Here is a 23,062-nt window from a genome sequence, read left to right as displayed (position 1 = left end):
GGGGTTATTACAGATCAATAGAGGCAGGTTGAGGTTGTTCTTTAGCAATATCATCTTCACTATCTATCACTACCTCTATGTTTTCTTTTACTTTTGCAAAATTATTAGTAACGACTCTATCACCAACAACAAGCCCCTTTTTAACAACCCAACCGTTATTAACTTCGCTTCCTAGTGTTAAGTTTTTTTTCTCAACTATATTCTTATCATTAACAACATAAGCGTAAGGCGCGCCAGATTGACTTCTTATAACTAGCGATTGAGGCAAAACGATATATTCTCTTTCTTCTGGTGATGATACATTCGCTCGCACAAACATTCCCGGTAGCAATGTGTGCCTAGGATTAGGAATTAAAGCGCGTAGAGTGACACTTCCTGTTAAGTCATTCACTTGAGCATCAGCAAATTCTAAATGCCCTGTATGTTCATATTCAGAGCCATCTTCAAGTAATATTTTCACTGGAATAATAGGCTTTTCTTGATCATCTTTTAAGCCAATTTGAAACTCTTTTTGCAGCGCATACAAAGAAACAGAAGACTGTGCCATATCAACATAAACTTGATCTGATTGGATGATTTCAGCAAGGTAGGAAGATTGCTCTGCTGTGACTAATGCCCCTTCAGATACTTGTGACAGGCCTATAATTCCGGAAATCGGAGCTTTAATTTTTGTATAAGACAATTGCACATTAGCATTATCAAGTTCAGCTTGATAAATCGCTACCGACGCAAGTGCTTGTTGATTATCTGAATAGGCATCATCATAGTTTTGTTGACTCGTTAGTTTTTTCTTTAATAGTTCACTATAACGGTCAAAGCTTTTTTGCGTCGCTTGTTGATCTGAAATAGATTTTTGCAACTGAGCTTTACTACTATTTACCGAAGCTTGATAGGTAACCGGATCAATTTGATAAAGCACATCGCCCGCCTCAACATACGATCCTTCTTTAAATAATCTTTTTTTAATGATTCCGCCGACCTGAGGTCTAACTTCAGCTTCATTAAAAGCAGAGATACGACCTGGTAATTCGGTAGATAACCTTAAACTCGTGTTAGTAGCCGTTATTGTATCTACATGTATAGGTCCCATTGCTCTCGGTTTCATATTTCCTTGCTCTCCACATCCCAGCAAGAAAAAAGTGAATATAAAGGTTAATAAACCCTTCGATGACTTCAGTGTAAACATGGATAAAATCCTTAAAAGTGACGTTAGAATAATGCTTATAAGTAGTAAGATCAGATGGATTGTTAATAAAGTGTTAATTACAAACGATGAATAGATTGTTATTCAAATAAGAGGTCACTATAATCTTATGAATTCAATATAAAAATAGGAGTTTTTGGGATGGAAGAAACCATATATGGTATGATTGATGATCTTTATTTGCTATGTATTGTTATCGATAAAAACTCCATTTCAGCAGCCTCCAACTATTTAAATATTCCTTCATCAACCATCTCTCGACGAATAGCACTATTAGAAGAAAAACTAAGTGCTAAATTATTCACCAAAAAAGGCCGTAGCATCACCGCCACCACCTTTGGTTTAGAATTATTCCAAAGTTACCAATCTACTTTTAAGCACTTAAATAATGACCTTTTAAATAAAAAAGCTCGACATGGCGAAGTCTCTGGAAAGCTAAAATTAGTTGTACCCGCTTTTTTTTATCATCAGATCCTCAAGTCAACAGTATTAACGTTTATTCAAAAATACCCGAACGTTGAACTTGATTTAGCGTTATCAGGAGAGCAAAGCCATCCCGAATCAAATACAGATATTGTTATTACATTTAAACAAAATATCGATGAAAACATGATAGCAAGGCCACTATTTCAAAACGAGATAGGTATTTATATGAGCGCTTCACTATTTAATAAAGGAGAAGCACCTCAAAATATTCAAGATCTTAAAAATAGCAAATGGGTAGCACCAGCTCATGACAAAATACAATTTATAAAAGAGAGTAAAATAGAAACGCTTGATAGGCTTAAAAGAACCACAGTAAATGGCATTGAAACAACAATTGAACTCGTAGAGGCAGGGGCAGGAATCGCTTCTTTACCAATTCATTTAGCACAAAATAACTCAAGATTAGTGCGTATTTTGCCTGAACTTGAACAACCTAAACACCAAGCTTATTTAGTTTACAAAGAACGTAAACATCAAACTAAAGCAACCCAAATCCTTATTAAAGTATTACTCGAAGAAATTAAAAATGCTCCAAATCTATTAACCTAAATTTAGGCTCAAAGTAATATTAAAAGCACTTAGACCACTTCTCTACACGATTAAATTAATACCATCCTTTTAACAATAACTTAAAAAGTTATTTTTTTTAAAAGTCTATTAAGCCTCTTACCTTACGTCCCAAGATATGTAACTCATGATTTATCAATAATAAAGAAGGAATTAATATTAAAGTAATCAATGTTGCAAACAATATCCCATAGCCTAATGAGGCAGCGGCAGGCTTTAAAAACTCTGCTTGTATTGACGTTTCACTTAATAAAGGTAACAAACCTCCAAAAGTGGTAAAAGAAGTAAGTAACACCGCTCGAAGACGCCCTGTACAAGCAGTCACAATTGCCTCTTTAACGGCCATATTTTTATCTCTGATTAACTCATTGAAGCGAGAAACTAATAACAAACTATCATTCACAACAACACCGCTTAACGCGAGCACTCCATTTAGTGAAAGTATGTTAATGGTCAGGTCATTAAACACATGCCCTAAAATAGCGCCAACAATCCCAAAAGGAATAGCCATCATAATTAAAAGTGGTTGAATATAAGATTTCAAAGGAATCGCTAACAGTCCATAAATCATAAGGGTATTGTCAACTTATCGAGCTGAGGCGAGTAAATTCGGCCAAATACTTCTTAACCTAAATTTTGGACACAACTAGCCCTCATCCATTCAGAAAAGGCGCGATCACGAAATTCACGGTAGTGCTTAGCTTGCATTAAATGACGCCCAGGTCGAAACAAGTTATTAATCACGCCATGGCAACTCAAAAACCGTTGCGCTTGACCATGGGATTTGAATCGCCGTATTTGCCTTTCTTGTTGCCGAGTAGGCTGATGTGGTAACTCATTCATACTGAACGGTTGAGTGTTCTACGGCTGGGATTAATTCTTTTTTTGCTGCAGAGTAGCTTGCCAATTTATCTGTCACAATTTTCAACGGCATCACTCTCTGCCCTGCCCTTTTAATAATCGTTTAAAGAAACGCATGGCAGCTCTTTTATCCTTGCGTTTTTGCACCAAAATATCTATTTCATCACCATCTTGCTCTACGGCTCGCCAAAGGGTGTGCATACACCATTAATCTTAATAAAAACTTCATCTAGATACCAAGTATCTAAAAGCTGGCCACGGCTATTTTTTATTTGATTACAGTAGATTGAACCATATTTTTTACACCATTGACGGATCGTTGCATAAGTGGCAACAACTCCTCTCGCTGCGAGTAATTCTTCGATATCTCGAAAGCTAAGTGTAAAGCGATGATAAAGCCAAACTGCATGGCTAATAATTTGGGTAGGATAGCGATAACCTGCGTAGATATTTGAATTTTTCATACATCGATTATCGCATGTTTTTTGAAAGAGGCCTTAACTTGACTGTACCACTCTAAGATACCTTCGATAGATTCCTTATGGCTTTTACCCCATTCAATGGCTTTTTCATTAAACCAAATGACAGAAAACTCTTTTACTGTTGGTGCATCAGCACTGTTGAAGTAGTGTGATGCGGTTTGTTTACGTTCTTGAACTTCTATGAATTTCGCCAAATGGGCGAATATAATGCACCTCTTCGAATAGCACTGAATCTTTCAATTGTTCACGAATTATCCTTTGATCATATTTAATTCGTTCTGATAACTCAGAAGTTGTCATATATGTAACATTCACAATATAATCTTCTATTAATAAAAATAACCCCATAAAGATAATTTTAACCTCCTAAAGGTCAAAACGTAGCATTAAAATATAACATTGTAAGACATCTTGTCTCGCTATAGAACATTTTTAAACTAAGGAGAACATTTTGAAGTGTCATTTATCAAAAATCATGGGAGTTAAGCGATTAAAAATCGCAGATGTAGCAAGAGATACAGGAATCAATAGAGGGACGATCACAAGGTTATATAACGAGACGGCAACAAGAGTTGAACTGGAAGCAATTGATGCGTTGTGTACTTATTTAGATGTGCCTATTGGGGAGTTATTTGAAGCAGGTGAATTAATAAAATAATTAAAAGTATTTTATTTTGTATGGTTAAGGGAAATGTAACGTGGGAACGACAATAAATAGCATTTGCCACAGATTGGCCACAAAGTTGCCACAAATTAATTTTATTGGAAAGCAGAAACAAAAAAACCAAGCACAAATGCTTGGTTTTAAAGTATAAATAGTTGGAGCGGGCAGCGGGAATCGAACCCGCATTATCAGCTTGGAAGGCTGGAGTAATAGCCATTATACGATGCCCGCAAATCTTGCATCAAGTAGCGTAAGCTACAAAGCAAAAAACAATGCTGTGCATTGTTATTTACTGTCTCACTGTGACAAGTGAGAAAAAATATGGTGGAGGGAGGTGGATTCGAACCACCGAAGCTTTCGCGACAGATTTACAATCTGTTCCCTTTGGCCACTCGGGAACCCCTCCAGTACTTAGATGGTGCCGACTACCGGAGTCGAACTGGTGACCTACTGATTACAAGTCAGTTGCTCTACCTACTGAGCTAAGTCGGCGCTGTCTAAGTGCCGCGAATATTAAAGAACTTGAGGACTCCTTGCAAGCCTTTCTTAGAAAAAAAGAGTAGTTTTTTGATTGTTTGCTTAAAAAAAAATCAATTTGGTGTTTTTCGACTAATTATTCGCCAAACGTAAGGATATTTCGCCACCTATATACGGTTTTATTTCATTATCGATTTCTAACAATAAAGCACCTTGCTCATTAATACCTCTGCAAATGCCCGTTTGTACGTTATCAGCAACAATTAAATTAACTTGTTTATTAAGGAAGTAATCCAATTCAAACCAACGATCTAAAAATGGGACTAAGCCTTTTTCTTCATAATCACTTAATAACATGCGTAGTTCTTTAATAAGCAAACCTGATAACTGATTACGGTCAACAGGTTGTGTACTGATATTATTTAAGTCTATCCAAGGTTGGTCAATTAATTTACCTTGCTGCTCAGGCATTCTCACATTAATACCAATACCAATGACACTATGACAAACGTCCGAGGCTTGTGCGTTTAACTCTATCAAAATTCCTGCAAGCTTTTTCCCTTGATAATAAAGGTCATTAGGCCACTTTAAACCTACACCATGTAATCCTAGCTTTTCTAATGCATTAACCGTTGCAATGCCCACCAGCAAACTTAAACCCGAAGCTTTCTCTATGCCGGCTTCTAAACGCCAGTACATTGAAAAATATAAATGAGAAGCAAAAGGAGAAACCCACTCTCTGCCTCTGCGACCACGCCCTGCAGCTTGGTATTCTGCTATACAGGTTTGGCCATTGCTGATATTCGGTAATTTATCCAGTAAATATTGATTAGTGGATTCAAGAATTTGCTCAACATGGACATTATCAACGCCACTCACTTGTTGAATAATTTGTTGATTTAGTAAGGTCAGAGGAACAGCACTGCAATAACCTTTACCGGTGACTTTATAAATATCTAAACCGATCTCCTGCAACGCTTTTATATAGTTATTAACAGAGGTTCTTGATACGCCTAACAGCTCACCAATTTTTTCACCAGAGTGAAACTCACCATCAGCGAGTAAAGCAATGAGTTGATTGCCTTTTTCATTTAATTCAGACATTTTCTATTACCTGTAGCAAATTGGTTTCACCTTGCGCATCAATAAATCGAACTTCATGCTCTAACAATACGGCAAACTTGTGTAAGACTTGCTCTCTAACATGCCATGCTAATTGAATAACATCGGATGCCGTTGCTTTACCATCTTCATTAATAAGCACTAATGCTTGCTGTAAATGAACGGCAGCGCCGCCTATTTTTTTACCTTTTAAGCCACATTGGTCAATTAACCAACCTGCTGCCAATTTCACCGACCCGTCGTCCTGTGGGTAATGGGGCATATCAGGATGATGAGATAACAATTGTTCACTCAAGTTGTCACTCACAATAGGGTTTTTAAAGAAGCTCCCCGCATTACCTAAAACTTTAGGATCGGGCAATTTTTCACTGCGGATACGACACACACTATCAAAAATTTGTTGTGCGCTCACTGATGACTCAGTTTCATCAAGCCCTTGTAATAAACCGTATCGACAATGTGCTTGCCATTGTTTCGGCAATTTAAGTGAAACTGACGTAATTAATGCACGATCTTTTAACTCACCTTTAAAAATACTGTCTCGGTAAGCAAACAAACAACCTTCATTGCTGAGGGTTTTAAGTGTGCCCTCTTCTAAATCAATATAGTCAACGCTAGTACAGAAGTCTTTAAATTCAACACCATAAGCACCAATATTCTGTACTGGTGCAGCGCCTACAACACCTGGAATCAATGCAAGGTTTTCTAAACCATCAATACCTTGTGCAACCGTATCTTCTACAAGTTCATGCCAATCTTCACCGGCAGCCACTTCTAACAAGTGATATTGATCGTTTTCGCTTTGAGTTATGCCCATTAATTCAACTTTGATCACCAAGCCGCTAAAGTCATTACAAAATAACGTATTGCTCCCACCACCTAGCACTAAAATAGGTTTGTTCGCTGCGCGTGTTTTTTTAATTAATGCCAATAATTGAGGTAATTCAGATAATTGCTGAAAATGAAAAAGGAGATGCGCATGAGCATCAATTGAAAAGCTATTAAAAGCCTTGAGTGAGCTGTTTTTTTCAATCATGATAAAACCTTATGGCGTTAATATGGCTGCACTAATTTTTTAATGAGAAAGTATTGCTAAGTCAGTGACGAATCACTAGTTTACCTTATCAAGCACCTGAAACAAACGACCGGACTTTAAATGGATCTTAACTCACTGCAATTTAGCCAGTTACAAAAAGAACACATTCCTTTGGTAAATCAATTTTATAAGCAGGTTTATAAGAAGGGCCTTGCAAATAAAAGCGAGCAAGTGTTTGTATTGAAAACAACCCAAATACTGTGTGCAGCACGTTTAAAAGAAGTACAAGGTAGTTTGCTATTAACTGGAGTCGCTTGTTTAGAGGAACATCGTAAACAAGGATTAGCAAGCTTGCTGATTACCCATTTATTAACAACACAGCAACAGAATATTTATTGCTTTCCTTATCCACACTTACAAGTATTTTATAAAAATCTTGGTTTTACGCTTTACGAACCTGCACAATTACCTGAAAAATTAGGTGTTAAATATCAACGCTATAATAGCCGTAAACCTCTGTTATGCATGATTTATAGTTACTAGTGTAGTTAATGATGTAGTTAATAGTATTTAAACTTACTTTGAATATGGTTTTCACATATTAATAAACGATATAACGCTTCATTATATCTATCCTCTTTCGCAACCAAGGAAATTGCTGAACTTATTCTGACGGATTGTTAAATAAGATCATCCTTATTCAAACAAGCTTAATAAATCTTCATAACCTTGTTCGGCCATTTTCTCTTTTTCAATAAAACGTAACGAAGCAGAGTTGATACAGTAACGTAAACCTGTCGGTGCTGGTCCATCGTCAAAGACATGTCCCAGATGAGAGTCTGCATCGATACTTCTGACTTCAGTACGTTGCGAAAATAGTTTCGTATCGACTTTTTCAGTCAATTCGGTTTGTGCAATAGGCTGCGTAAAACTTGGCCAACCACAATGGGCATCGAACTTATCCAACGAACTAAACAACGGCTCTCCTGATACAATATCGACATAAATACCTTCTGCCGTATTATCCCAATATAAATTATTAAAAGGGGGTTCAGTGCCTTCTTGTTGAGTCACTTGGTATTGTAAATCGTTTAATTGTTGCTTTAACTCGTCTTGTGATGGTTTTTTAAATTCACTCATAATTTATTACCTCTCTAATTATCTACTCGATAATACGTCTTTATTCATACAAATAAAACGCCAAAAACACTGCGGTCTTTCTCTCGGTTATCAGAATAAGCACTTGACGCATAATTTTAAAAACGTAACTATTAATCTATGATTAAAGAATGTTTCATTATTAGCAATGTAACTCACTATCAAAAAATTTAGGTAATTCGATGACGCTATTACACTCACTACTGCCAAGTTTACTCCTGACGCATAAAGCGTATGGGTAACGAGTCGCTGAAGAAACCTAGCTGAGACTCCGAAACCCGTACATTGTGCGGGTTTTTTTATACCTATCAAAAATGAATACCACTAAAAGGAATGCTTTATGTCTGAACAAGTTATTATTTTCGACACCACTTTACGTGACGGTGAACAGGCCTTAAGCGCGAGCCTGACAGTGAAAGAAAAACTTAAGATTGCCTTTGCACTAGAACGTTTAGGTGTCGATATTATGGAAGTCGGTTTTCCTATTTCATCTCCTGGTGACTTTGAATCAGTGCAAACAATCGCACGAGAAGTCAAAAATAGCCGTGTATGTGCACTTTCTCGTGCATTGCCAAAAGATATTGATGCTGCCGCTGAAGCGTTAAAAGTCGCAGATGCTTTTCGCATTCATACCTTCATTTCCACATCAACCATCCATGTAGAAAGTAAATTAAAACGTACTTTTGATGATGTACTAGAAATGGCCGTAAATGCAGTTAAGTATGCTCGTAACTTTACTGATGATGTTGAATTCTCTTGTGAAGATGCAGGCCGTACTCCCATTGATAATTTATGTAGAATGGTTGAGCAAGCCATTAAAGCAGGTGCGAGTACCATTAATATCCCAGATACTGTTGGTTACACTTACCCAAGTGAATTTGGCGGTATTATTAAAACGTTATTTGACCGAGTCCCTAATATTGACCAAGCAGTAATATCAGTTCATTGCCATGATGATTTGGGCATGTCGGTTGCTAACTCGATCACCGCAGTTGAAAATGGTGCACGCCAAATTGAATGTACAATGAATGGTATTGGAGAACGTGCGGGTAACTGCTCATTGGAAGAAGTGGCGATGATCTTACATACACGCCAAGCTAAAATGGGTTATAAAACGAATATTAATCCCATTGAAATAGCCCGTACGAGTCAATTAGTGAGTCAAATTTGTAATATGCCAATTCAGTCCAATAAAGCGATTGTGGGTGCCAATGCCTTTTCTCATTCATCGGGCATTCATCAAGATGGTGTATTAAAAGCGCAAAATACTTACGAAATCATCACACCAGAAAGTGTTGGTATTTTAACGAATAAATTAAACTTAACGTCTCGATCTGGCCGTCATGTTATTCAACATCGCATGCAAGAATTAGGTTACCGCGACACGGATTACGACTTAGAAGAGTTGTACACAAGCTTCTTAGCGTTAGCGGATAAAAAAGGCCAAGTCTTTGATTACGACTTAGAAGCGTTAATGTTTTTTAATCAAATTGAAAATCAGCCTGAATATTACAAACTATCCAGCATCAACGTACAATCAGGTACCAGCGTGGTAGCAACGGCGACGGTTGTGATGGAAATAGGTAAAGATAAACGTGTAGTAGAGGCAGCAACAGGTAACGGCCCTATCGATGCAACTTATCAATGCTTAATGCGTATTTCAGGGTTAGATATCAATATGAGCTCTTATAAAATCACCAGTAAAGGTGAAGGTAAAGATGCACTTGGACAAGTGGATATTGTTGCGTCTTATAATGGACAAAAGTTTCATGGTATTGGTTTATCAACCGATATTATCGAATCATCAGCAAAAGCATTAGTCCATGTAATGAATCATATTCATCTTGCTAAAGCCGTTGAAGTTAAAAAGAAAAACCTAACTCAAGTTTAAACGAAATAGCACTCTCTATTTTAGAGTCATAGCTTAATGATAAATAGCTTAATAACAAGGCAACCCAGTGTTGCCTTTGGTCTTTTTTTGAGGATTAAAAATGAAAATAGTGGTTATCCCCGTCACCCCTTATCAACAAAACTGTAGTTTAGTAATTTGTGAAGCAACAAAGAAAGCAGCGATCGTCGATCCGGGTGGGGAAGTAGAACGCATTTTAAACGCGGTTAAAAACCATAATGTAACCGTTGATAAAATCATATTAACTCATGGCCATTTAGATCATGTTGGTGGCACTGAAGCATTAGCAGAAACATTAAATATTCCGATTATTGGCCCAGAAAAAGAAGATGCGTTTTGGTTAAATGAATTAGAGCAACAAAGCAAAATGTTTGGTTTTCCTAAGGCAACGAACTTTTTACCGACGCAATGGTTAGAAGAAGGAGATCACGTTGAAGTGGGTAATATAAAACTCAGCGTATTGCATATTCCAGGTCATACACCAGGCCACATCACGCTTTTTGATGCAGTGAGTAAGCAGATTATTGTTGGTGACATCTTATTTAATGGTGCTGTTGGTCGTTCTGATTTTCCACGCGGTAATCATCAACAACTCATCTCAGGTATTAAACAGAAGTTATTAACATTGCCTGAAGAAACGGTTGTATTTCCCGGTCATGGTCCAACAACCACCATTGGTAGAGAGAAAATGAGTAATCCTTATTTACGTTAGTTTTTTGAACTCTGTTCTTAACAGTAGCGAGACACATTGATGTTTATAGTTAAAGTGAATCGCTATTGATTTGATGACAACTTATTACACAAAGCTCAAACTCTACAGGGGAAGGACATTACCATTCACTGTTAATTCACCTCTGTCTAAACTCGATTCTAAAACAAGTGCTTCATTTTGATCTTTCAATACCCCAGTTAAAATACCCACTTGCAATAGTCCGCCAATATCACTTTGCTCTGATAACTTTTTCGGTAAGCTTAAATTCAATTCACCATTAGTATAATCGATCAAAACTAATGGGTTACTCAGCACTTCGTCACTAGCAACACCTGCCTGAATATTCATTTTCAATTGGCTATTCACCTCACCCCAAGGTGTTTCAGAATATAATGTTTTTAAGTCAATAATCGCACCTAAACTTACTAAATGACCGAATGCCTGACGCATCAATGTTGTATCTTCAAGACTTGATTTCAGCTTAGTTAAAGCAATCAAATTAAGCTCAGATAATGAAAGATCTATATGATTATTCAAAAACACTTCAGGGCCATTTTCAAACTCTTCAACTTTCCAATTAGTTTCACTATTAACCGTTAATTGATCTGTACTTATTTTACTTTCTCCCTCGAGAACGATGCCTTTCATTGATAAACGATGCAACGCTTTTACAAATTCTAATTGATCAACTTCAAGATTATATTGATAATCAATTAAATCGCTATTATCCACTTGAGTAAAAGCGGCTTGTAACGATAGGTCCTTAACTGAAAATGTTTCATCGTAAATATTTCCATCCATCCCAGCCCAATCAATATCAAACGCCCCTTGTTTTTCATCAACGTTATATTCATATGATAAGTTCAATGGCGCAGTATTAAAACGTTCGGCTTTACTAATAAACTCACCCTTCGCTAAAGCAATTTTTCCGCTCATATTACCTAATAGGTTAATTTCTTCTTGTGAAACTAACCAATCTTTAGCTTTAAAGAATGTCGTCATTTTTTTCTCTAATACGGGGTCAACGAGATTGATATGATTAACCAACAAAGCTTTATAAGGATAATGACTAATATCTGAATGGACAAATACTTGCAGTGGAGCTTGCCCTTCTAGATCGATGGATATTTTCATTTCAGCTTTCGCTGAGAAGAAGGATTTTTGATAACTTAACAATTCCATTGTTAGTAATGAGTTATTAGATTTATTTATTTCTTTTTGTATTTCTGTTTTGGCCATTTCGCCAACAAAATAAATACCTGACAATAAAACGCAAAAAATAGCGACTAATACAATTATTAATTTTTTCATTATAACCTTACAAGGAAAATTGCTTTTTTGATGAGAGCTTAAATCGAACTGATCTAAGTGAGATTTACTTCATTATTTATTGAAAACATTGTAGATTACAACAGTTAGATCACAAACTTTAGTGAATATGATTAAAATAAATTTAAACTAAATTGGTATTTTAATGAGTTCACACAAATGGCATTGGTTGCATAGTCAGATTATCGGTGGTGTTTTATTCGTTATCGCAGCAGTCACTGCACGACTTTGGGCAAATATAGCTTCCGATCATTACCACCATGTATGGCACAATACTATTTGGCAAGTTTCAACTAGATTCAGTGATAAAATTCATCAAATAAATTTTACTTACCTTTAATTAACGTCATTTATATTTCGTTAATTAAGTCATAAAGCCTACCAAAGTAGGCTTTATATTGTTAATGGGGACAAAGAACATGGCTACAGATAGAAATTCAGAAGAAAAGCATTTAAAGAGAATGAAAGCGGTTAAAGAAAAACAAGACCAAAAAATTGCAGCAGCAACAGAAGTGCGTGGTGTAAGTATCCTTCTTGCTGGCCCAGGAAAAGGCAAAAGTAGTTCTGCATTTGGTATGTTAGCGCGCTCTTTAGGCCATGGCCATAAAGTAGCTGTTGTACAATTTCTAAAAGGTGCAATGTCAACGGGCGAAGAAAAGTTCTTTAATAGCCATGACAATGTTGATTGGTACACGATGGGCGATGGGTTTACTTGGGAAACTCAAAATAGACAAAATGACATCGATAGCGCACAAAAAGCATGGGATAAAGCGGCTGAATTAATGGCTGATGAAAAATATAACCTGATTATTTTAGACGAAATCACTTATATGTTTAAATATGAGTACCTTCAAATCCAACCCACTTTAGATGCATTAAAAAATCGCCCTAAAAATATGAACGTTGTATTAACAGGTCGTGGTCCTAAGCAAGAGCTGATTGATGCAGTAGATACTTACAGCCTTATTCTCGCTGAAAAACATGCCTTTAAAGACGGCGTAAAAGCACAAGCCGGTATTGAATGGTAGGCGTGAAGTAATATAACGCAGAAACTGCTCTCGTAAAAAAGGGCTTGAAGTGATTAACTTCAAGCCCTTTTTTATTTATATAAGATTACCTACATAAAGTATTTTAACGTTATTTAATACCTGAGTGACGTAATAACGCATCGATTGATGGTTCACGCCCCATAAAGGCTTTAAATAACGTCATTGGCGCTTCACTACCCCCTTTCTCAAGGATATTAGTTAAAAATGAGCGCCCCGTTTCCGCATTGAAAATTCCCGTTTCTTCAAAACGAGAAAATGCATCTGCCGACAACACTTCAGCCCATTTATAACTGTAATAACCAGCTGCATAACCACCAGCAAAAATATGGCTAAAGCTATGTTGGAAACGATTAAATTCAGGTGCTTCTATCACTGCAACTTTAGCGCGTACTTCAGCGAGCACTCGTTGTACTTGCCCTTCTTCACCGACCTTGTAATCATGATGTAAAATGAAATCAAACAGTGAAAACTCAAGTTGACGCATCATTTGTAACGCGCTGTTATAGTTTTTAGCTTCTAACATTTTTTTCAGTAAGTCAGCTGGCAATATATCACCTGTATCAACATGACCAGAAATCAATGCTAATGCTTCAGGTTCCCAGCACCAGTTCTCTAAGAACTGACTTGGTAATTCCACTGCATCCCAAGGTACGCCGCTAATACCAGACACGCCTGACGATTCAACTTTAGTTAACATATGGTGAATACCATGACCGAATTCATGGAATAACGTGACCACTTCATTATGTGTAAATAACGCTTCTTGATCACCAACGGGCTTATTGAAGTTACACGTTAAGTAAGCAACAGGTAATTGTAAGCTTCCATCCACTTGACGACGACGTGAACGACAATCTTGCATCCAAGCACCACCGCGTTTGTGGGCACGCGCATATAAGTCTAAGTAGAAACTACCAATGTGTTCTTTTTGGCGATTATAGATTTTAAAGAAACGCGCATCTTTATGCCAAGTATCTACATCTTTAGACTCTTTGATATTTAAATCAAATAAGCGATGCACTACATCAAATAAACCCGACACAACTTTACTTTCAGGGAAATAAGGACGTAATTGTTCATCTGATATGTTGTAACGTTGCTGTTTTAATAACTCTGCATAGTAACTTAAGTCCCATGACTGTAAATCATCTATACCATCTTTTTCCTTTGCAAAAGCAAGTACTTGGTCACGTTCTTGTCTCGCTTGCAGTATCGATTTATCAGCTAACTCACTTAAAAACTCGATCACTTGAGATGGTTTTTCAGCCATTTTGGTAGCCAAACTATATTCACCAAAGTCATTAAAGTCTAATAGTTGAGCAAGTTCATGGCGTAGCGCTAATATCTGTTCAATATTGTCACTATTATCAAATTCATTAGCATTAGGACCTTGGTCAGACGCACGTGTTGCAAAAGCGGTATACACTTCTTTACGCAACTCACGGTTTTCAGCGTATGACATGACCGCTAAATAACTTGGGAAATCTAGTGTGAATAAATAACCTTCTAATTCTTTTTCTTCTGCGGCTTGTTTTGCTGCTGCTATCGCCGTTTTTGGTAAACCAGCTAATGTATCTAGATCAGTAACTAACTTATTCCATGCAATCGTTGCATCCATTACATTGTTGCTAAAAGAAGATTGTAGTTGTGAAAGTTGTTGTTTAATTTCACCGTAACGCTGCTTTTTATCATCACTTAATGCAATACCTGCTAACTTAAAGTCACGTAATGCATTCTCAATTACTTTTTGTTGCTCGCCTTTTAGCTCAGCAAATTCTGTACTGTTAGCAATACTTAAATACGCTTCGTACAAACCTTGGTGTTGACCTACAAATGTACCGTATTCTGAAAATAAACCAATGCAAGCATCATGTGCAGCACGTAACTCATCGTTACTCACTACTGCATTCATATGTGATATTGGCGACCATAGTTTACCTAAATGGTCATCTGCTTGGTCTAATACTGCGACAAAATTATCCCAGGTATAAGTATCTAGCTCAGCTAATTTTTGTTCAATTAGTGCTTTATTGTCTGCAATCGTTTGTTTAACGGTGGGCTCAATTTCACTGATGTTGAGATCACTAAAAAAAGGAAGGCCATCGGTTTTTGTTAAGCTTGAGTCTTTTGTTATAGTCATAGCATTCATCTTATCTGAGAAGGAACTAATAATATGCGGTTAGAAATGCTAAAATTCAAGGTGTTGGGTTAATACTAATCCATATATATTTACTTCTAGAGAGTCGAATTACTCATAAAGTCCACTTACTAACTGACAATCAGCTGAAAAGTGTGTAAAACAAGGCTTGTTTCTATATATAATTAGGTAATGGATTTACATCAATGCTGATAAAAAAAATAAAATCGTTAATAAAACTACAGCCTTTTAAAATTAAAGATAGTTTAGCTATTCGCTTACTTTCTTATATTTTAATTTGTAGTTTTGCTCTCGCAATTATTATCACCTTGTTACAATTATTATTAGATTACCAAAACGATCTCACCAAAATTGATGCCAGTATTGAACAAGTTGAATCTAGCTTTGTTGAACCGCTTGCAACGAGCCTATGGAATTTTGATAAAGAACAAATAGAAATTCAAAGTAAAGGCATTATGAAATTGCCTTATATGCAATATGTCAAAGTCTATGAAGTAGTAGGTAACACTGAAGTTGCCATCTCACACCAAGGCATTATTAAAGACCAATACGATATCAGCAAGAAATTTGATTTAATCCACCAGAAGCAAGTGGTTGGAACATTATTTGTTGCCGCTTCATTAGATCAAATTTATGAACAATTAATTGATAAGTCATTAATGATTTTAATAAATCAAACGATTAGAATCATGATTGTTTCAATCTGTATTTTATTTATCATTTATTACATGCTGATTAGGCACATCAATAAAATTGCTTTGTATACTCGCAATATCAAACTCTCTTCGCATAATAAAAACTTAGTATTAGATGGACGTAAACGTCTCACGTCTTCTCCGAGTGATGAATTAGATGAATTAGTTTATCTACTCAATAAAATGCAAAAACGTATTGTTGCAGAGTTAACGGACAAAGAGATTGCTATTAAAGAGTTACAACAAGAACGTGATTTTTCAGCAACAGTCATTAATTCATCAAGTACTATTATATGTTGTTTAGATGCTGACTTTAAAATATCCACCATCAATCCAGCTGCGGTTATTCTTACTGGTTATTCACAAGAAGAATTAAACCAAAAAAATTGGTTAGATATTTTTGTATTAGAAAATCGCAGAGCAGAATTACAAGAAAAATTATCAGATAATGAACCGCTTTATGGCATTGAAATTAACATGCATGATCAAATGGGTGAAGTGAACACCTTATTATGGACCTTCTCCGCTTTCTATGAAGGTATGGATATTAAATACCTGATTGGTTTTGGACACGACATTACGCCACAAAAACAAGTTGAACAGGAAATTTTATTACTCAATGATCAACTTGAAGAAAAAGTATCAAAAAGAACTGCCGCGTTAACTGCAAGTAACACACAAATGGTACAGACCGTTGAACAACTGAAACGAACTCAACAAACCTTAGTTGAATCTAAGAAAATGGCATCATTAGGCAGTTTAGTGGCAGGTGTTGCACATGAGATTAATACCCCCATTGGTATTAGCGTCACAGCGGCTTCCTCATTACAGGAAGAGATTTCAATCTTAAAACAAGAGTTATTAGAAAATCATCTTTCACGTTCACATTTAGATAGTTTTATTTGCCACTTTACCGAATCAAGTAAACTACTCAACCATAACTTAAAAAGAGCAGCAGATTTAATTAGTAGCTTTAAGCAAGTTGCTGTTGATCAGTCTTCTGAATCTTGTTATTCCTTTAATGTGAAAGAAAATGTCGAACAAGTTGTCACTTCCTTAAAACATAAAATAAAACAAAGTAATACTCATGTTGAAATTGTTTGCCCTAATGACTTATCCATCTATAGTTTCCCTGGTAGTTTTGTTCAAATTTATTCAAATCTGATCATTAATTCTATTATTCATGGCTTTCACGACTGGGATGGCGATCGTCATATATTTATCGATATTGAATTACAAGGTGAAACCCTTGTAATTAATTATCAAGATACTGGTCGAGGTGTCTCAGAAGATGTTTCAGACCGTATATTTGACCCTTTTGTTACTTCTAAAAAAGGATCTGGCGGTAGCGGATTAGGGACGCATATTGTTTACAATATTGTCAGCCAGTTATTTAAAGGTGATATTGAATATATTGCAGAAGCAAAAGGCGCACACTTTGTTATGAAAATGCCATATCGTGCCTGCATGAATTCATAAGTGAGAGATGTTATTAATAAGTAAAAGGGCGAGTAAATTAAAGAATGGAAATTAAAGCTTAAACACTACAACTCATATTAACTCTGTAGTATTTAAGCAATCAGGTTTAAGCAAGTACTAAATGACTACTCATTAACTTCAGTTGTATCTAATGTTGCGTTTTCTTCTGTTATTTCAGCATCTAATAAATCGTGCTCTCCATACCATTGCGCTATTTTTCGTTCCAAGATATCAACGCCGAATCCTTTTAAAGATGAGAACAATTCAACTTGAATATCACCTTCAAAGTTTTCCGCTTCTTCACGCATTTGCAACAAAGTCGCTTTACGTGCACCTTGCTTTAATTTATCCGCTTTTGTTAATAACGCTAAAACAGGAATATTCGCATCGATAGCCCAGAAAATAAGCTGTTGATCGAGATCTTTAAATGGGTGACGAATATCCATTAAAACAACAAGTCCTTTTAATGACTCTCGTTCTTGTAAATATTCACCTAATGACTTTTGCCATTTCAATTTCATTGCTAACGGTACTTTTGCAAAGCCATAACCCGGTAAATCGATGAGTCTTTTCCCTTCTTCCACTTCAAAAACATTGATTAGCTGAGTACGGCCCGGAGTTTTACTAGTTCTCGCTAAACTTTTTTGACGAGTAAGGCGATTTAACGCACTTGATTTGCCCGCATTAGATCGTCCAGCAAAGGCAACTTCAATACCACTTTCTACTGGCAAATGCTTATCTAGATGGCGAATATCTGGTGCACTAATTAAAAAATGCGCTTTTTGAAAATGTATTTTTGGAAATTCCACGATATGCCTCATATGTTTGCGTAGCAAAATTGTTATTTTTCTGAAAACCTGTGTAAACTACACAAGCTTTATTTACACATATTGTAACATGTAGCCCCCCTAAAATAACAACTTTAAGAATTAGATTGGATAGTTATGAATAAATTATTAGTAGCAATAATCGCCGCATTGAGCTTTATGAATATCGCTCAGGCACAGGGCGACATAGATGCAGGGAAAACTAAATCGGCGGTGTGTGCAGCTTGTCATGGCCCTGACGGTAACAGCCCATCAGATCTATATCCAAAATTAGCAGGTCAACATTCATCTTACCTTGTAAAACAATTACAAGAGTTTAAAAGTGGTGAACGTGAAAATGCAATTATGTTAGGCATGGTAGCAGCACTTTCAGAACAAGATATGGAAGATTTAGCCGCTTATTATGCTTCGCAAACAAGTACGCCAGAAACGGTTTCAGAAGAAGTAGCAAAAGCAGGTAAGAATTTTTACATGGGTGGCGATAAAGAGCGTGCTATTCCAGGTTGTACTGCATGTCATGGCCCTCGTGGTAACGGCTTAGCATTAGCTAAATTCCCTAAAATATCAGGCCAACACCCTGCTTATATCAAATCTCAACTTATTGGTTTCCGTGATAGCGTACGTCATAACTCACCAAATAATATGATGTCAGATATTTCAGGTAAGTTAACTGATGAAGATATCGATTTACTTTCTAAGTACATTTCAGCGTTGCATTAATCCTTAGCGATTAATTAACCATAAAAAGGCATGCCGAATAAGGTGTGCCTTTTTTATTTACGCTAACCCTTTCTTTTAAAAAGTATTACCGCGACTAAGTGCTTACCTCCATTTATTAAGCCATCATGAGATAACTTTTTCCTTCAATAAATTAATGATGGAATAAATCTGCTTGATTGCTAACGGGCATATAAACCTGTTATTCTGCGCAACATTAACATCCCAAATTATGGTGTGCATACACCGCCCTTATTAATGCCCATAAATACTATTAATAGTAGTGGCATGATAATGATAAAAAAGGTAACTAAAATAATGTCTCGTACTAAAAAAAGCCGTACTGCTGGTAACTCAGAACCTAAATTTGACGGCAATAGAAAAGAAACGTCTTCACAAGCACAAGAAGCACGTGATAAAAAACGCAAAGATAAATTAAAAGGTAACAAAGCGGGTAACCGTAATGCGATTGAGTCAAAACAAAGCGCACAAAAAAACCAACGCCAAGCTCAAAATGATAAACGTCATGGCAGTAAAAAACCAATTGCGTTAACAGCGAATGACAAGCCTCAAGAAGCTGTTAAACCTAAAATAAATATGCAGCCAAAAGCGAAAGTTATTAAAAGTGCTTTAGCTCAACCTGGTTTAAATCAAGCAAGTGTTGCTCAGCCAAAAGTGACAGCAAAAATATCACCAGAAAAAGAACTGGCTAATATTGAAAATGATGAACGCTTGAATGATTTATTAGAGCAAGTTGAAGCTGAGCAATCATTATCAAAAGACGACCAAATTTGGGTAGATAAACAAATGAAGCGTCATCAAGAACTAATGAAGCAGCTAGGATGGATTGATGAAGAAGGCGAAGAAGATTTATTGCAACAGTTTGAAGATGCAAGCTCAGCATTGGACGAATTTAGATAAGTTATTAATAGTTTATAGATAGGTTATAAATATGAATATGGATACGATATTAGCAATTTCAGCAGTTGTCATAATACTTGCTCTCGCGTTTTACGCAGGAATGTTGATCAATAAAATTAAAATGCAAAAAGCACAAGCATTACAAATTGAGAAAGCTCAAGAGCAAATAAAACAACAGAAAATTCAAGATAGAAACAATAATATCGTAGAAAGTATTCGTTTTATTGCAAAAGCGACCATGCAAAAGCAATGTAATGTATCGGAAGCGGCTATTCGTTTAACCGTATTATTAGAAACATTACAACTTAAAGAAGCTATCGATATAGCAGGTACTTACCCTGCTTTAACGGCTATGTTTGAAAAAGTAAAAGATATGCCGACACATGAAGAGCGTAAAGCTCGACCTGTTAAAGAAATAAAAATATTAGATATAAGACGCGAAGTATTCGAAGCAGAAATGGAAGAGAATATTATTAAAGAAAGTGCGCTACTGGCAGAGTTCTCAATCTAATCACGCATTATTATATTGGTTATATTACTACGGATTATTATTAGGGATAGTATGTGCATTTATCATGTATGCTAATCCTACAATCGCTGATTTAGCGCAATAAAACGTAATGATTGAAGTGTTAATATTGCACTTCACACCAATAAAATAAAGAGAGTTAGCATGCAAAAGCTTGTTTGGGATCAGGCCTTAATTGAAAAATATAATTACAGCGGCCCCCGTTATACTTCATACCCAACTGCGCTAGAGTTTGCAGAAAGCTTTCAACATAGTGATTTGATCAAAGCGACACATACCTATCCAGACCGCCCTTTATCTCTCTATATTCATATCCCATTTTGCCATAAACTTTGCTATTTTTGTGGTTGCAATAAAGTCATTACTCGTCACCAAGAAAAAGCTGATAAGTACCTAGATTTTTTAGAAAAAGAGATAGTACAACAAGCTGTTCATTTTAAAGATCGTACCGTTAGCCAGTTGCATTGGGGAGGTGGAACACCTACTTTTTTATTGCCTCCACAAATAACACGCTTGATGACCTTATTGCGTACTCATTTTAATTTTTCTGAGCAAGCAGAATTAAGTATTGAAGTTGATCCTCGTGAAATAGAATTAAGTACGATTGACCACCTAGCAAAAGAAGGCTTTAATCGTCTGAGCTTAGGCGTACAAGATTTTAATAAAGATGTGCAAAAAGCAGTTAATCGCGAACAAGATGAAGACTTTATCAAACAACTTTTAACACGCGCAAAAGAGCAAGGCTTTCATTCAACTAATCTAGATATGATTTATGGGTTACCATTACAGACAAAAGAAAGTTTTGCCTTTACATTAGAGAAGGTGTTAGCACTCGATCCTGCACGTTTGTCTATTTTTAATTATGCGCATATGCCGAGCTTATTCGCAGCACAGCGCAAAATTAACGAAGACGATATGGCAAAACCCGCTGAAAAGTTAGCAATGTTACAACACACGATCGAATTTTTAACGGAATCAGGTTATCAATTTATCGGAATGGATCATTTTGCAAAACCAAATGATGAATTGGCATTAGCTCAACAACAAGGTATTTTACATCGCAACTTCCAAGGCTACACTACTCAACAAGATGCAGATTTATTAGGGTTAGGTGTTTCAGCGATCAGCCAAATCGGTCATTGCTACTCTCAAAACCAGAAAAAGCTTAGCGATTATTACCAACAAGTTGAAAATGTAGGTCACGCACAATGGCGAGGAGTTGCATTAAATAAAGATGATTTAATTCGCCGAGAAGTGATTAAACAATTAATCTGTAATTTCACATTAAATAAAAAAGACATTGAACAGCAATTCGATTTAAATTTTGATCAATACTTTGCTGAAGACATTAACTTATTAACCCCCTTTATTAAGGACCAATTAGTGACAATTGATAGCAATAAAGTACAAGTATTATTAACAGGGAAATTATTGATTCGTAATATTTGCATGTGTTTCGATGTTTATTTACGTAAGCAAGCTCGCCAACAGCAGTTTTCTCGTGTCATCTAAGCCTGCAGCACATCTAAGTGATGAGTCAGCTAATACTCATGCATATTATATCGGGTTAATGTCTGGTACGAGCTTGGATGCCATTGATGTCGCCTTGTGTCAGCGTAATGCGGCTGGATTCGAACAAAAAGCAGGGATAGCAATCGACTTAGCGCCATCACTTCGCCAACAGCTATTAACTATTTGTAATGAAAAACAGGTCACTTTGCAAACCTTAGGAGAAATAGACCATCAGTTTGCCTTAGCGTGTGCTCAAGCAGTCAATGACCTATTAAAGAATGAAAATATCAGTGCAAATGAGGTGACTGCAATCGGTAGTCACGGACAAACGATCTATCATTCTCCTGAGACGCAATACCCATTCACACAACAAATTGGTGATGCCAACTTAATCGCAGCAAAAACACAGATAGCTTGCGTTGCCGACTTTAGAAGAATGGACATGGCTTATGGAGGCCAAGGGGCGCCTTTAGTGCCTGCATTCCATCAAGCTTTATTTGCACAACACAAAACTCAACGTGTGATATTGAATATTGGCGGTATTGCCAATATTAGTGTTTTAAATGGGTTAGAACAGGCTTTTGGTTATGATACTGGCCCAGGTAACATGCTAATGGATGCCTGGATTAACTTACACCATCAACAACCTTTTGATAAAGGAGCTTGGTTTGCAACAACAGGTACAGTAAACCAAACGTTATTAACGAGTTTATTAGATGATGCTTATTTTGCTTTGAGTGCACCTAAAAGTACTGGAAGAGAAAAATTTAACCTAACTTGGTTAACGCAAAAATTAATGACTAACGAGTTTATGCCCGAAGATGTTCAACGTACCTTGTTAGAATTTACTGCTATCACTATTTGCGACCAAATAAAGCAGCAAAGTAATACTTGTGATGTTTACGTATGTGGGGGCGGCGCACTCAACCCATTACTAATGCAACGATTGAGTGGCTTAATGCCAAATCACACAGTACAAACTACCGAGGCATTAGCCATTAACCCAATGTATGTTGAAGCGGTTGCTTTTGCTTGGTTGGCAGAACAAAGAATATTAGAAAAGACGGTTCCGTTAAAAGCAGTAACAGGGGCTAATAGAGATGCTATTTTAGGCTGTGTTTACTTAGCTTAATACATTTACTTATTTTAGATCTTAGAGTTGAAGGTT

21 protein-coding genes, 3 tRNA genes and 2 pseudogenes are annotated in these 23,062 nt (G+C 36.3%); 13 read left to right on the top strand and 13 right to left on the bottom strand.

Translation table 11 applies throughout. The annotated features are described in order from the left end of the window. Positions 1–7: 7 nt before the first annotated feature. Positions 8–1,186, bottom strand: a complete 1,179-nt coding sequence (locus V6255_RS00910) for an efflux RND transporter periplasmic adaptor subunit (protein WP_341626444.1) — start codon at positions 1,184–1,186, stop codon at positions 8–10. 159 nt (positions 1,187–1,345) lie between these two features. Here V6255_RS00910 and V6255_RS00905 point away from each other — a divergent pair, with 159 nt between their 5' ends. Then, a complete protein-coding gene (locus V6255_RS00905; protein ID WP_341626443.1) occupies positions 1,346–2,239 on the top strand; it encodes a LysR family transcriptional regulator in 894 nt (297 codons plus the stop codon). A 97-nt stretch (positions 2,240–2,336) separates the two neighbouring features. Here V6255_RS00905 and V6255_RS00900 read toward each other — a convergent pair. The 3 genes and pseudogenes from V6255_RS00900 to V6255_RS00885 all read right to left on the bottom strand — a co-directional run. After that, positions 2,337–2,831, bottom strand: a pseudogene (locus V6255_RS00900) (efflux RND transporter permease subunit); the annotation flags it as partial. A gap of 50 nt (positions 2,832–2,881) precedes the next feature. Then, positions 2,882–3,582, bottom strand: a pseudogene (locus tag V6255_RS19260) (IS6 family transposase). After that, on the bottom strand, positions 3,579–3,794 hold the full coding sequence (locus V6255_RS00885) for a hypothetical protein (protein WP_341626440.1): 216 nt from the start codon (positions 3,792–3,794) through the stop codon (positions 3,579–3,581). The pseudogene V6255_RS19260 and the gene V6255_RS00885 overlap by 4 nt, the downstream one beginning before the upstream one ends. Before the next feature lie 257 nt (positions 3,795–4,051). Between V6255_RS00885 and V6255_RS00880 the strand changes: the two genes are divergently transcribed. Further along, positions 4,052–4,258, top strand: coding sequence for a helix-turn-helix domain-containing protein (locus V6255_RS00880; RefSeq protein WP_425355892.1), 207 nt, complete (start codon positions 4,052–4,054; stop codon positions 4,256–4,258). Positions 4,259–4,420: 162 nt separating this feature from the next. On the opposite strand, the gene V6255_RS00875 is transcribed toward V6255_RS00880, so the two are convergent. The 5 genes from V6255_RS00875 to murB all read right to left on the bottom strand — a co-directional run bounded on the left by V6255_RS00875 (position 4,421) and on the right by murB (position 6,899). Then, positions 4,421–4,495: transfer RNA gene (locus tag V6255_RS00875), tRNA-Gly, on the bottom strand. Between the two features lie 91 nt (positions 4,496–4,586). Next, positions 4,587–4,670: transfer RNA gene (locus tag V6255_RS00870), tRNA-Tyr, on the bottom strand. Positions 4,671–4,680: 10 nt separating this feature from the next. Beyond that, positions 4,681–4,756, bottom strand: a tRNA-Thr gene (locus tag V6255_RS00865). Positions 4,757–4,873: 117 nt separating this feature from the next. Beyond that, positions 4,874–5,845 carry a bifunctional biotin--[acetyl-CoA-carboxylase] ligase/biotin operon repressor BirA gene (gene birA, locus V6255_RS00860; RefSeq protein ID WP_341626439.1) on the bottom strand — a complete coding sequence of 324 codons (972 nt, stop codon included), beginning with the start codon at positions 5,843–5,845 and terminating at the stop codon, positions 4,874–4,876. Next, entirely contained in the window at positions 5,838–6,899 is a 1,062-nt protein-coding gene (gene murB / locus V6255_RS00855) for a UDP-N-acetylmuramate dehydrogenase (RefSeq protein WP_341626438.1), read from the bottom strand. The genes birA and murB overlap by 8 nt, the downstream gene beginning before the upstream one ends. A 120-nt stretch (positions 6,900–7,019) precedes the next feature. Between murB and V6255_RS00850 the strand changes: the two genes are divergently transcribed. Beyond that, the gene (locus V6255_RS00850; protein ID WP_341626437.1) at positions 7,020–7,442 is read left to right on the top strand and encodes a GNAT family N-acetyltransferase; all 423 of its coding nucleotides are present in this window, start codon (positions 7,020–7,022) and stop codon (positions 7,440–7,442) included. Between the two features lie 153 nt (positions 7,443–7,595). Here the strand turns inward: V6255_RS00850 and msrB are convergent, their stop codons facing one another. Beyond that, entirely contained in the window at positions 7,596–8,039 is a 444-nt protein-coding gene (msrB, locus tag V6255_RS00845) for a peptide-methionine (R)-S-oxide reductase MsrB (protein WP_341626436.1), read from the bottom strand. 358 nt (positions 8,040–8,397) lie between these two features. Here msrB and leuA point away from each other — a divergent pair, with 358 nt between their 5' ends. Then, positions 8,398–9,948: a 2-isopropylmalate synthase gene (gene leuA / locus V6255_RS00840; protein ID WP_341626435.1), complete on the top strand. Its 1,551-nt coding sequence runs from the start codon at positions 8,398–8,400 to the stop codon at positions 9,946–9,948. 100 nt (positions 9,949–10,048) lie between these two features. Then, on the top strand, positions 10,049–10,678 hold the full coding sequence (locus V6255_RS00835; RefSeq protein ID WP_341626434.1) for an MBL fold metallo-hydrolase: 630 nt from the start codon (positions 10,049–10,051) through the stop codon (positions 10,676–10,678). A 102-nt stretch (positions 10,679–10,780) separates the two neighbouring features. Here the strand turns inward: V6255_RS00835 and V6255_RS00830 are convergent, their stop codons facing one another. Next, entirely contained in the window at positions 10,781–11,989 is a 1,209-nt protein-coding gene (locus tag V6255_RS00830) for a DUF945 family protein (RefSeq protein ID WP_341626433.1), read from the bottom strand. 163 nt (positions 11,990–12,152) lie between these two features. On the opposite strand from V6255_RS00830, the gene V6255_RS00825 reads away from it, so the two are divergent. Beyond that, on the top strand, positions 12,153–12,347 hold the full coding sequence (locus tag V6255_RS00825; protein ID WP_341626432.1) for a hypothetical protein: 195 nt from the start codon (positions 12,153–12,155) through the stop codon (positions 12,345–12,347). Between the two features lie 79 nt (positions 12,348–12,426). Next, positions 12,427–13,035, top strand: coding sequence for a cob(I)yrinic acid a,c-diamide adenosyltransferase (cobO, locus tag V6255_RS00820; protein ID WP_160064498.1), 609 nt, complete (start codon positions 12,427–12,429; stop codon positions 13,033–13,035). 109 nt (positions 13,036–13,144) lie between these two features. Here cobO and prlC read toward each other — a convergent pair whose 3' ends face one another. Further along, positions 13,145–15,196 carry an oligopeptidase A gene (gene prlC, locus V6255_RS00815; protein WP_341626431.1) on the bottom strand — a complete coding sequence of 684 codons (2,052 nt, stop codon included), beginning with the start codon at positions 15,194–15,196 and terminating at the stop codon, positions 13,145–13,147. Between the two features lie 203 nt (positions 15,197–15,399). On the opposite strand from prlC, the gene V6255_RS00810 reads away from it, so the two are divergent. Beyond that, the gene (locus tag V6255_RS00810; RefSeq protein WP_341626430.1) at positions 15,400–17,388 is read left to right on the top strand and encodes an ATP-binding protein; all 1,989 of its coding nucleotides are present in this window, start codon (positions 15,400–15,402) and stop codon (positions 17,386–17,388) included. A gap of 125 nt (positions 17,389–17,513) precedes the next feature. On the opposite strand, the gene yihA is transcribed toward V6255_RS00810, so the two are convergent. Further along, complete coding sequence (gene yihA / locus V6255_RS00805) at positions 17,514–18,197, bottom strand: ribosome biogenesis GTP-binding protein YihA/YsxC (protein ID WP_341626429.1); 684 nt, start codon at positions 18,195–18,197, stop codon at positions 17,514–17,516. A gap of 135 nt (positions 18,198–18,332) precedes the next feature. Between yihA and V6255_RS00800 the strand changes: the two genes are divergently transcribed. The 5 genes from V6255_RS00800 (at position 18,333) to V6255_RS00780 (ending at position 23,026) form a co-directional block, all read left to right on the top strand. Then, on the top strand, positions 18,333–18,935 hold the full coding sequence (locus V6255_RS00800; RefSeq protein WP_341626428.1) for a c-type cytochrome: 603 nt from the start codon (positions 18,333–18,335) through the stop codon (positions 18,933–18,935). A gap of 315 nt (positions 18,936–19,250) precedes the next feature. Continuing rightward, positions 19,251–19,853: a Der GTPase-activating protein YihI gene (gene yihI / locus V6255_RS00795; protein ID WP_341626427.1), complete on the top strand. Its 603-nt coding sequence runs from the start codon at positions 19,251–19,253 to the stop codon at positions 19,851–19,853. Positions 19,854–19,884: 31 nt separating this feature from the next. Next, positions 19,885–20,364 carry a DUF2489 domain-containing protein gene (locus V6255_RS00790; RefSeq protein ID WP_341626426.1) on the top strand — a complete coding sequence of 160 codons (480 nt, stop codon included), beginning with the start codon at positions 19,885–19,887 and terminating at the stop codon, positions 20,362–20,364. Between the two features lie 162 nt (positions 20,365–20,526). Next, a complete protein-coding gene (gene hemN, locus V6255_RS00785) occupies positions 20,527–21,894 on the top strand; it encodes an oxygen-independent coproporphyrinogen III oxidase (RefSeq protein ID WP_341626425.1) in 1,368 nt (455 codons plus the stop codon). Continuing rightward, positions 21,884–23,026: an anhydro-N-acetylmuramic acid kinase gene (locus tag V6255_RS00780; protein ID WP_341626424.1), complete on the top strand. Its 1,143-nt coding sequence runs from the start codon at positions 21,884–21,886 to the stop codon at positions 23,024–23,026. Before hemN ends, V6255_RS00780 begins: the two co-directional genes overlap by 11 nt. The last annotated feature ends 36 nt before the right edge of the window (positions 23,027–23,062 follow it).

The organism is Psychromonas arctica (genome assembly GCF_038155225.1).
GTDB classification, from domain to species: Bacteria; Pseudomonadota; Gammaproteobacteria; order Enterobacterales; family Psychromonadaceae; genus Psychromonas; species Psychromonas arctica_B.
The sequence above is the reverse complement of the archived record's forward strand: the minus strand, read 5'-3'. Positions and strand labels throughout refer to the sequence as shown.

Coding starts and splice junctions, on each gene's coding strand:
- V6255_RS00910 (WP_341626444.1), bottom strand. CDS start 1,186: ATGTTTACACTGAAGTCATCGAAGGGTTTATTAACCTTTATATTCACT.
- V6255_RS00905 (WP_341626443.1), top strand. CDS start 1,346: ATGGAAGAAACCATATATGGTATGATTGATGATCTTTATTTGCTATGT.
- birA (WP_341626439.1), bottom strand. CDS start 5,845: ATGTCTGAATTAAATGAAAAAGGCAATCAACTCATTGCTTTACTCGCT.
- murB (WP_341626438.1), bottom strand. CDS start 6,899: ATGATTGAAAAAAACAGCTCACTCAAGGCTTTTAATAGCTTTTCAATT.
- V6255_RS00850 (WP_341626437.1), top strand. CDS start 7,020: ATGGATCTTAACTCACTGCAATTTAGCCAGTTACAAAAAGAACACATT.
- msrB (WP_341626436.1), bottom strand. CDS start 8,039: ATGAGTGAATTTAAAAAACCATCACAAGACGAGTTAAAGCAACAATTA.
- leuA (WP_341626435.1), top strand. CDS start 8,398: ATGTCTGAACAAGTTATTATTTTCGACACCACTTTACGTGACGGTGAA.
- V6255_RS00835 (WP_341626434.1), top strand. CDS start 10,049: ATGAAAATAGTGGTTATCCCCGTCACCCCTTATCAACAAAACTGTAGT.
- V6255_RS00830 (WP_341626433.1), bottom strand. CDS start 11,989: ATGAAAAAATTAATAATTGTATTAGTCGCTATTTTTTGCGTTTTATTG.
- V6255_RS00825 (WP_341626432.1), top strand. CDS start 12,153: ATGAGTTCACACAAATGGCATTGGTTGCATAGTCAGATTATCGGTGGT.
- cobO (WP_160064498.1), top strand. CDS start 12,427: ATGGCTACAGATAGAAATTCAGAAGAAAAGCATTTAAAGAGAATGAAA.
- prlC (WP_341626431.1), bottom strand. CDS start 15,196: ATGACTATAACAAAAGACTCAAGCTTAACAAAAACCGATGGCCTTCCT.
- V6255_RS00810 (WP_341626430.1), top strand. CDS start 15,400: ATGCTGATAAAAAAAATAAAATCGTTAATAAAACTACAGCCTTTTAAA.
- V6255_RS00800 (WP_341626428.1), top strand. CDS start 18,333: ATGAATAAATTATTAGTAGCAATAATCGCCGCATTGAGCTTTATGAAT.
- yihI (WP_341626427.1), top strand. CDS start 19,251: ATGTCTCGTACTAAAAAAAGCCGTACTGCTGGTAACTCAGAACCTAAA.
- V6255_RS00790 (WP_341626426.1), top strand. CDS start 19,885: ATGAATATGGATACGATATTAGCAATTTCAGCAGTTGTCATAATACTT.
- hemN (WP_341626425.1), top strand. CDS start 20,527: ATGCAAAAGCTTGTTTGGGATCAGGCCTTAATTGAAAAATATAATTAC.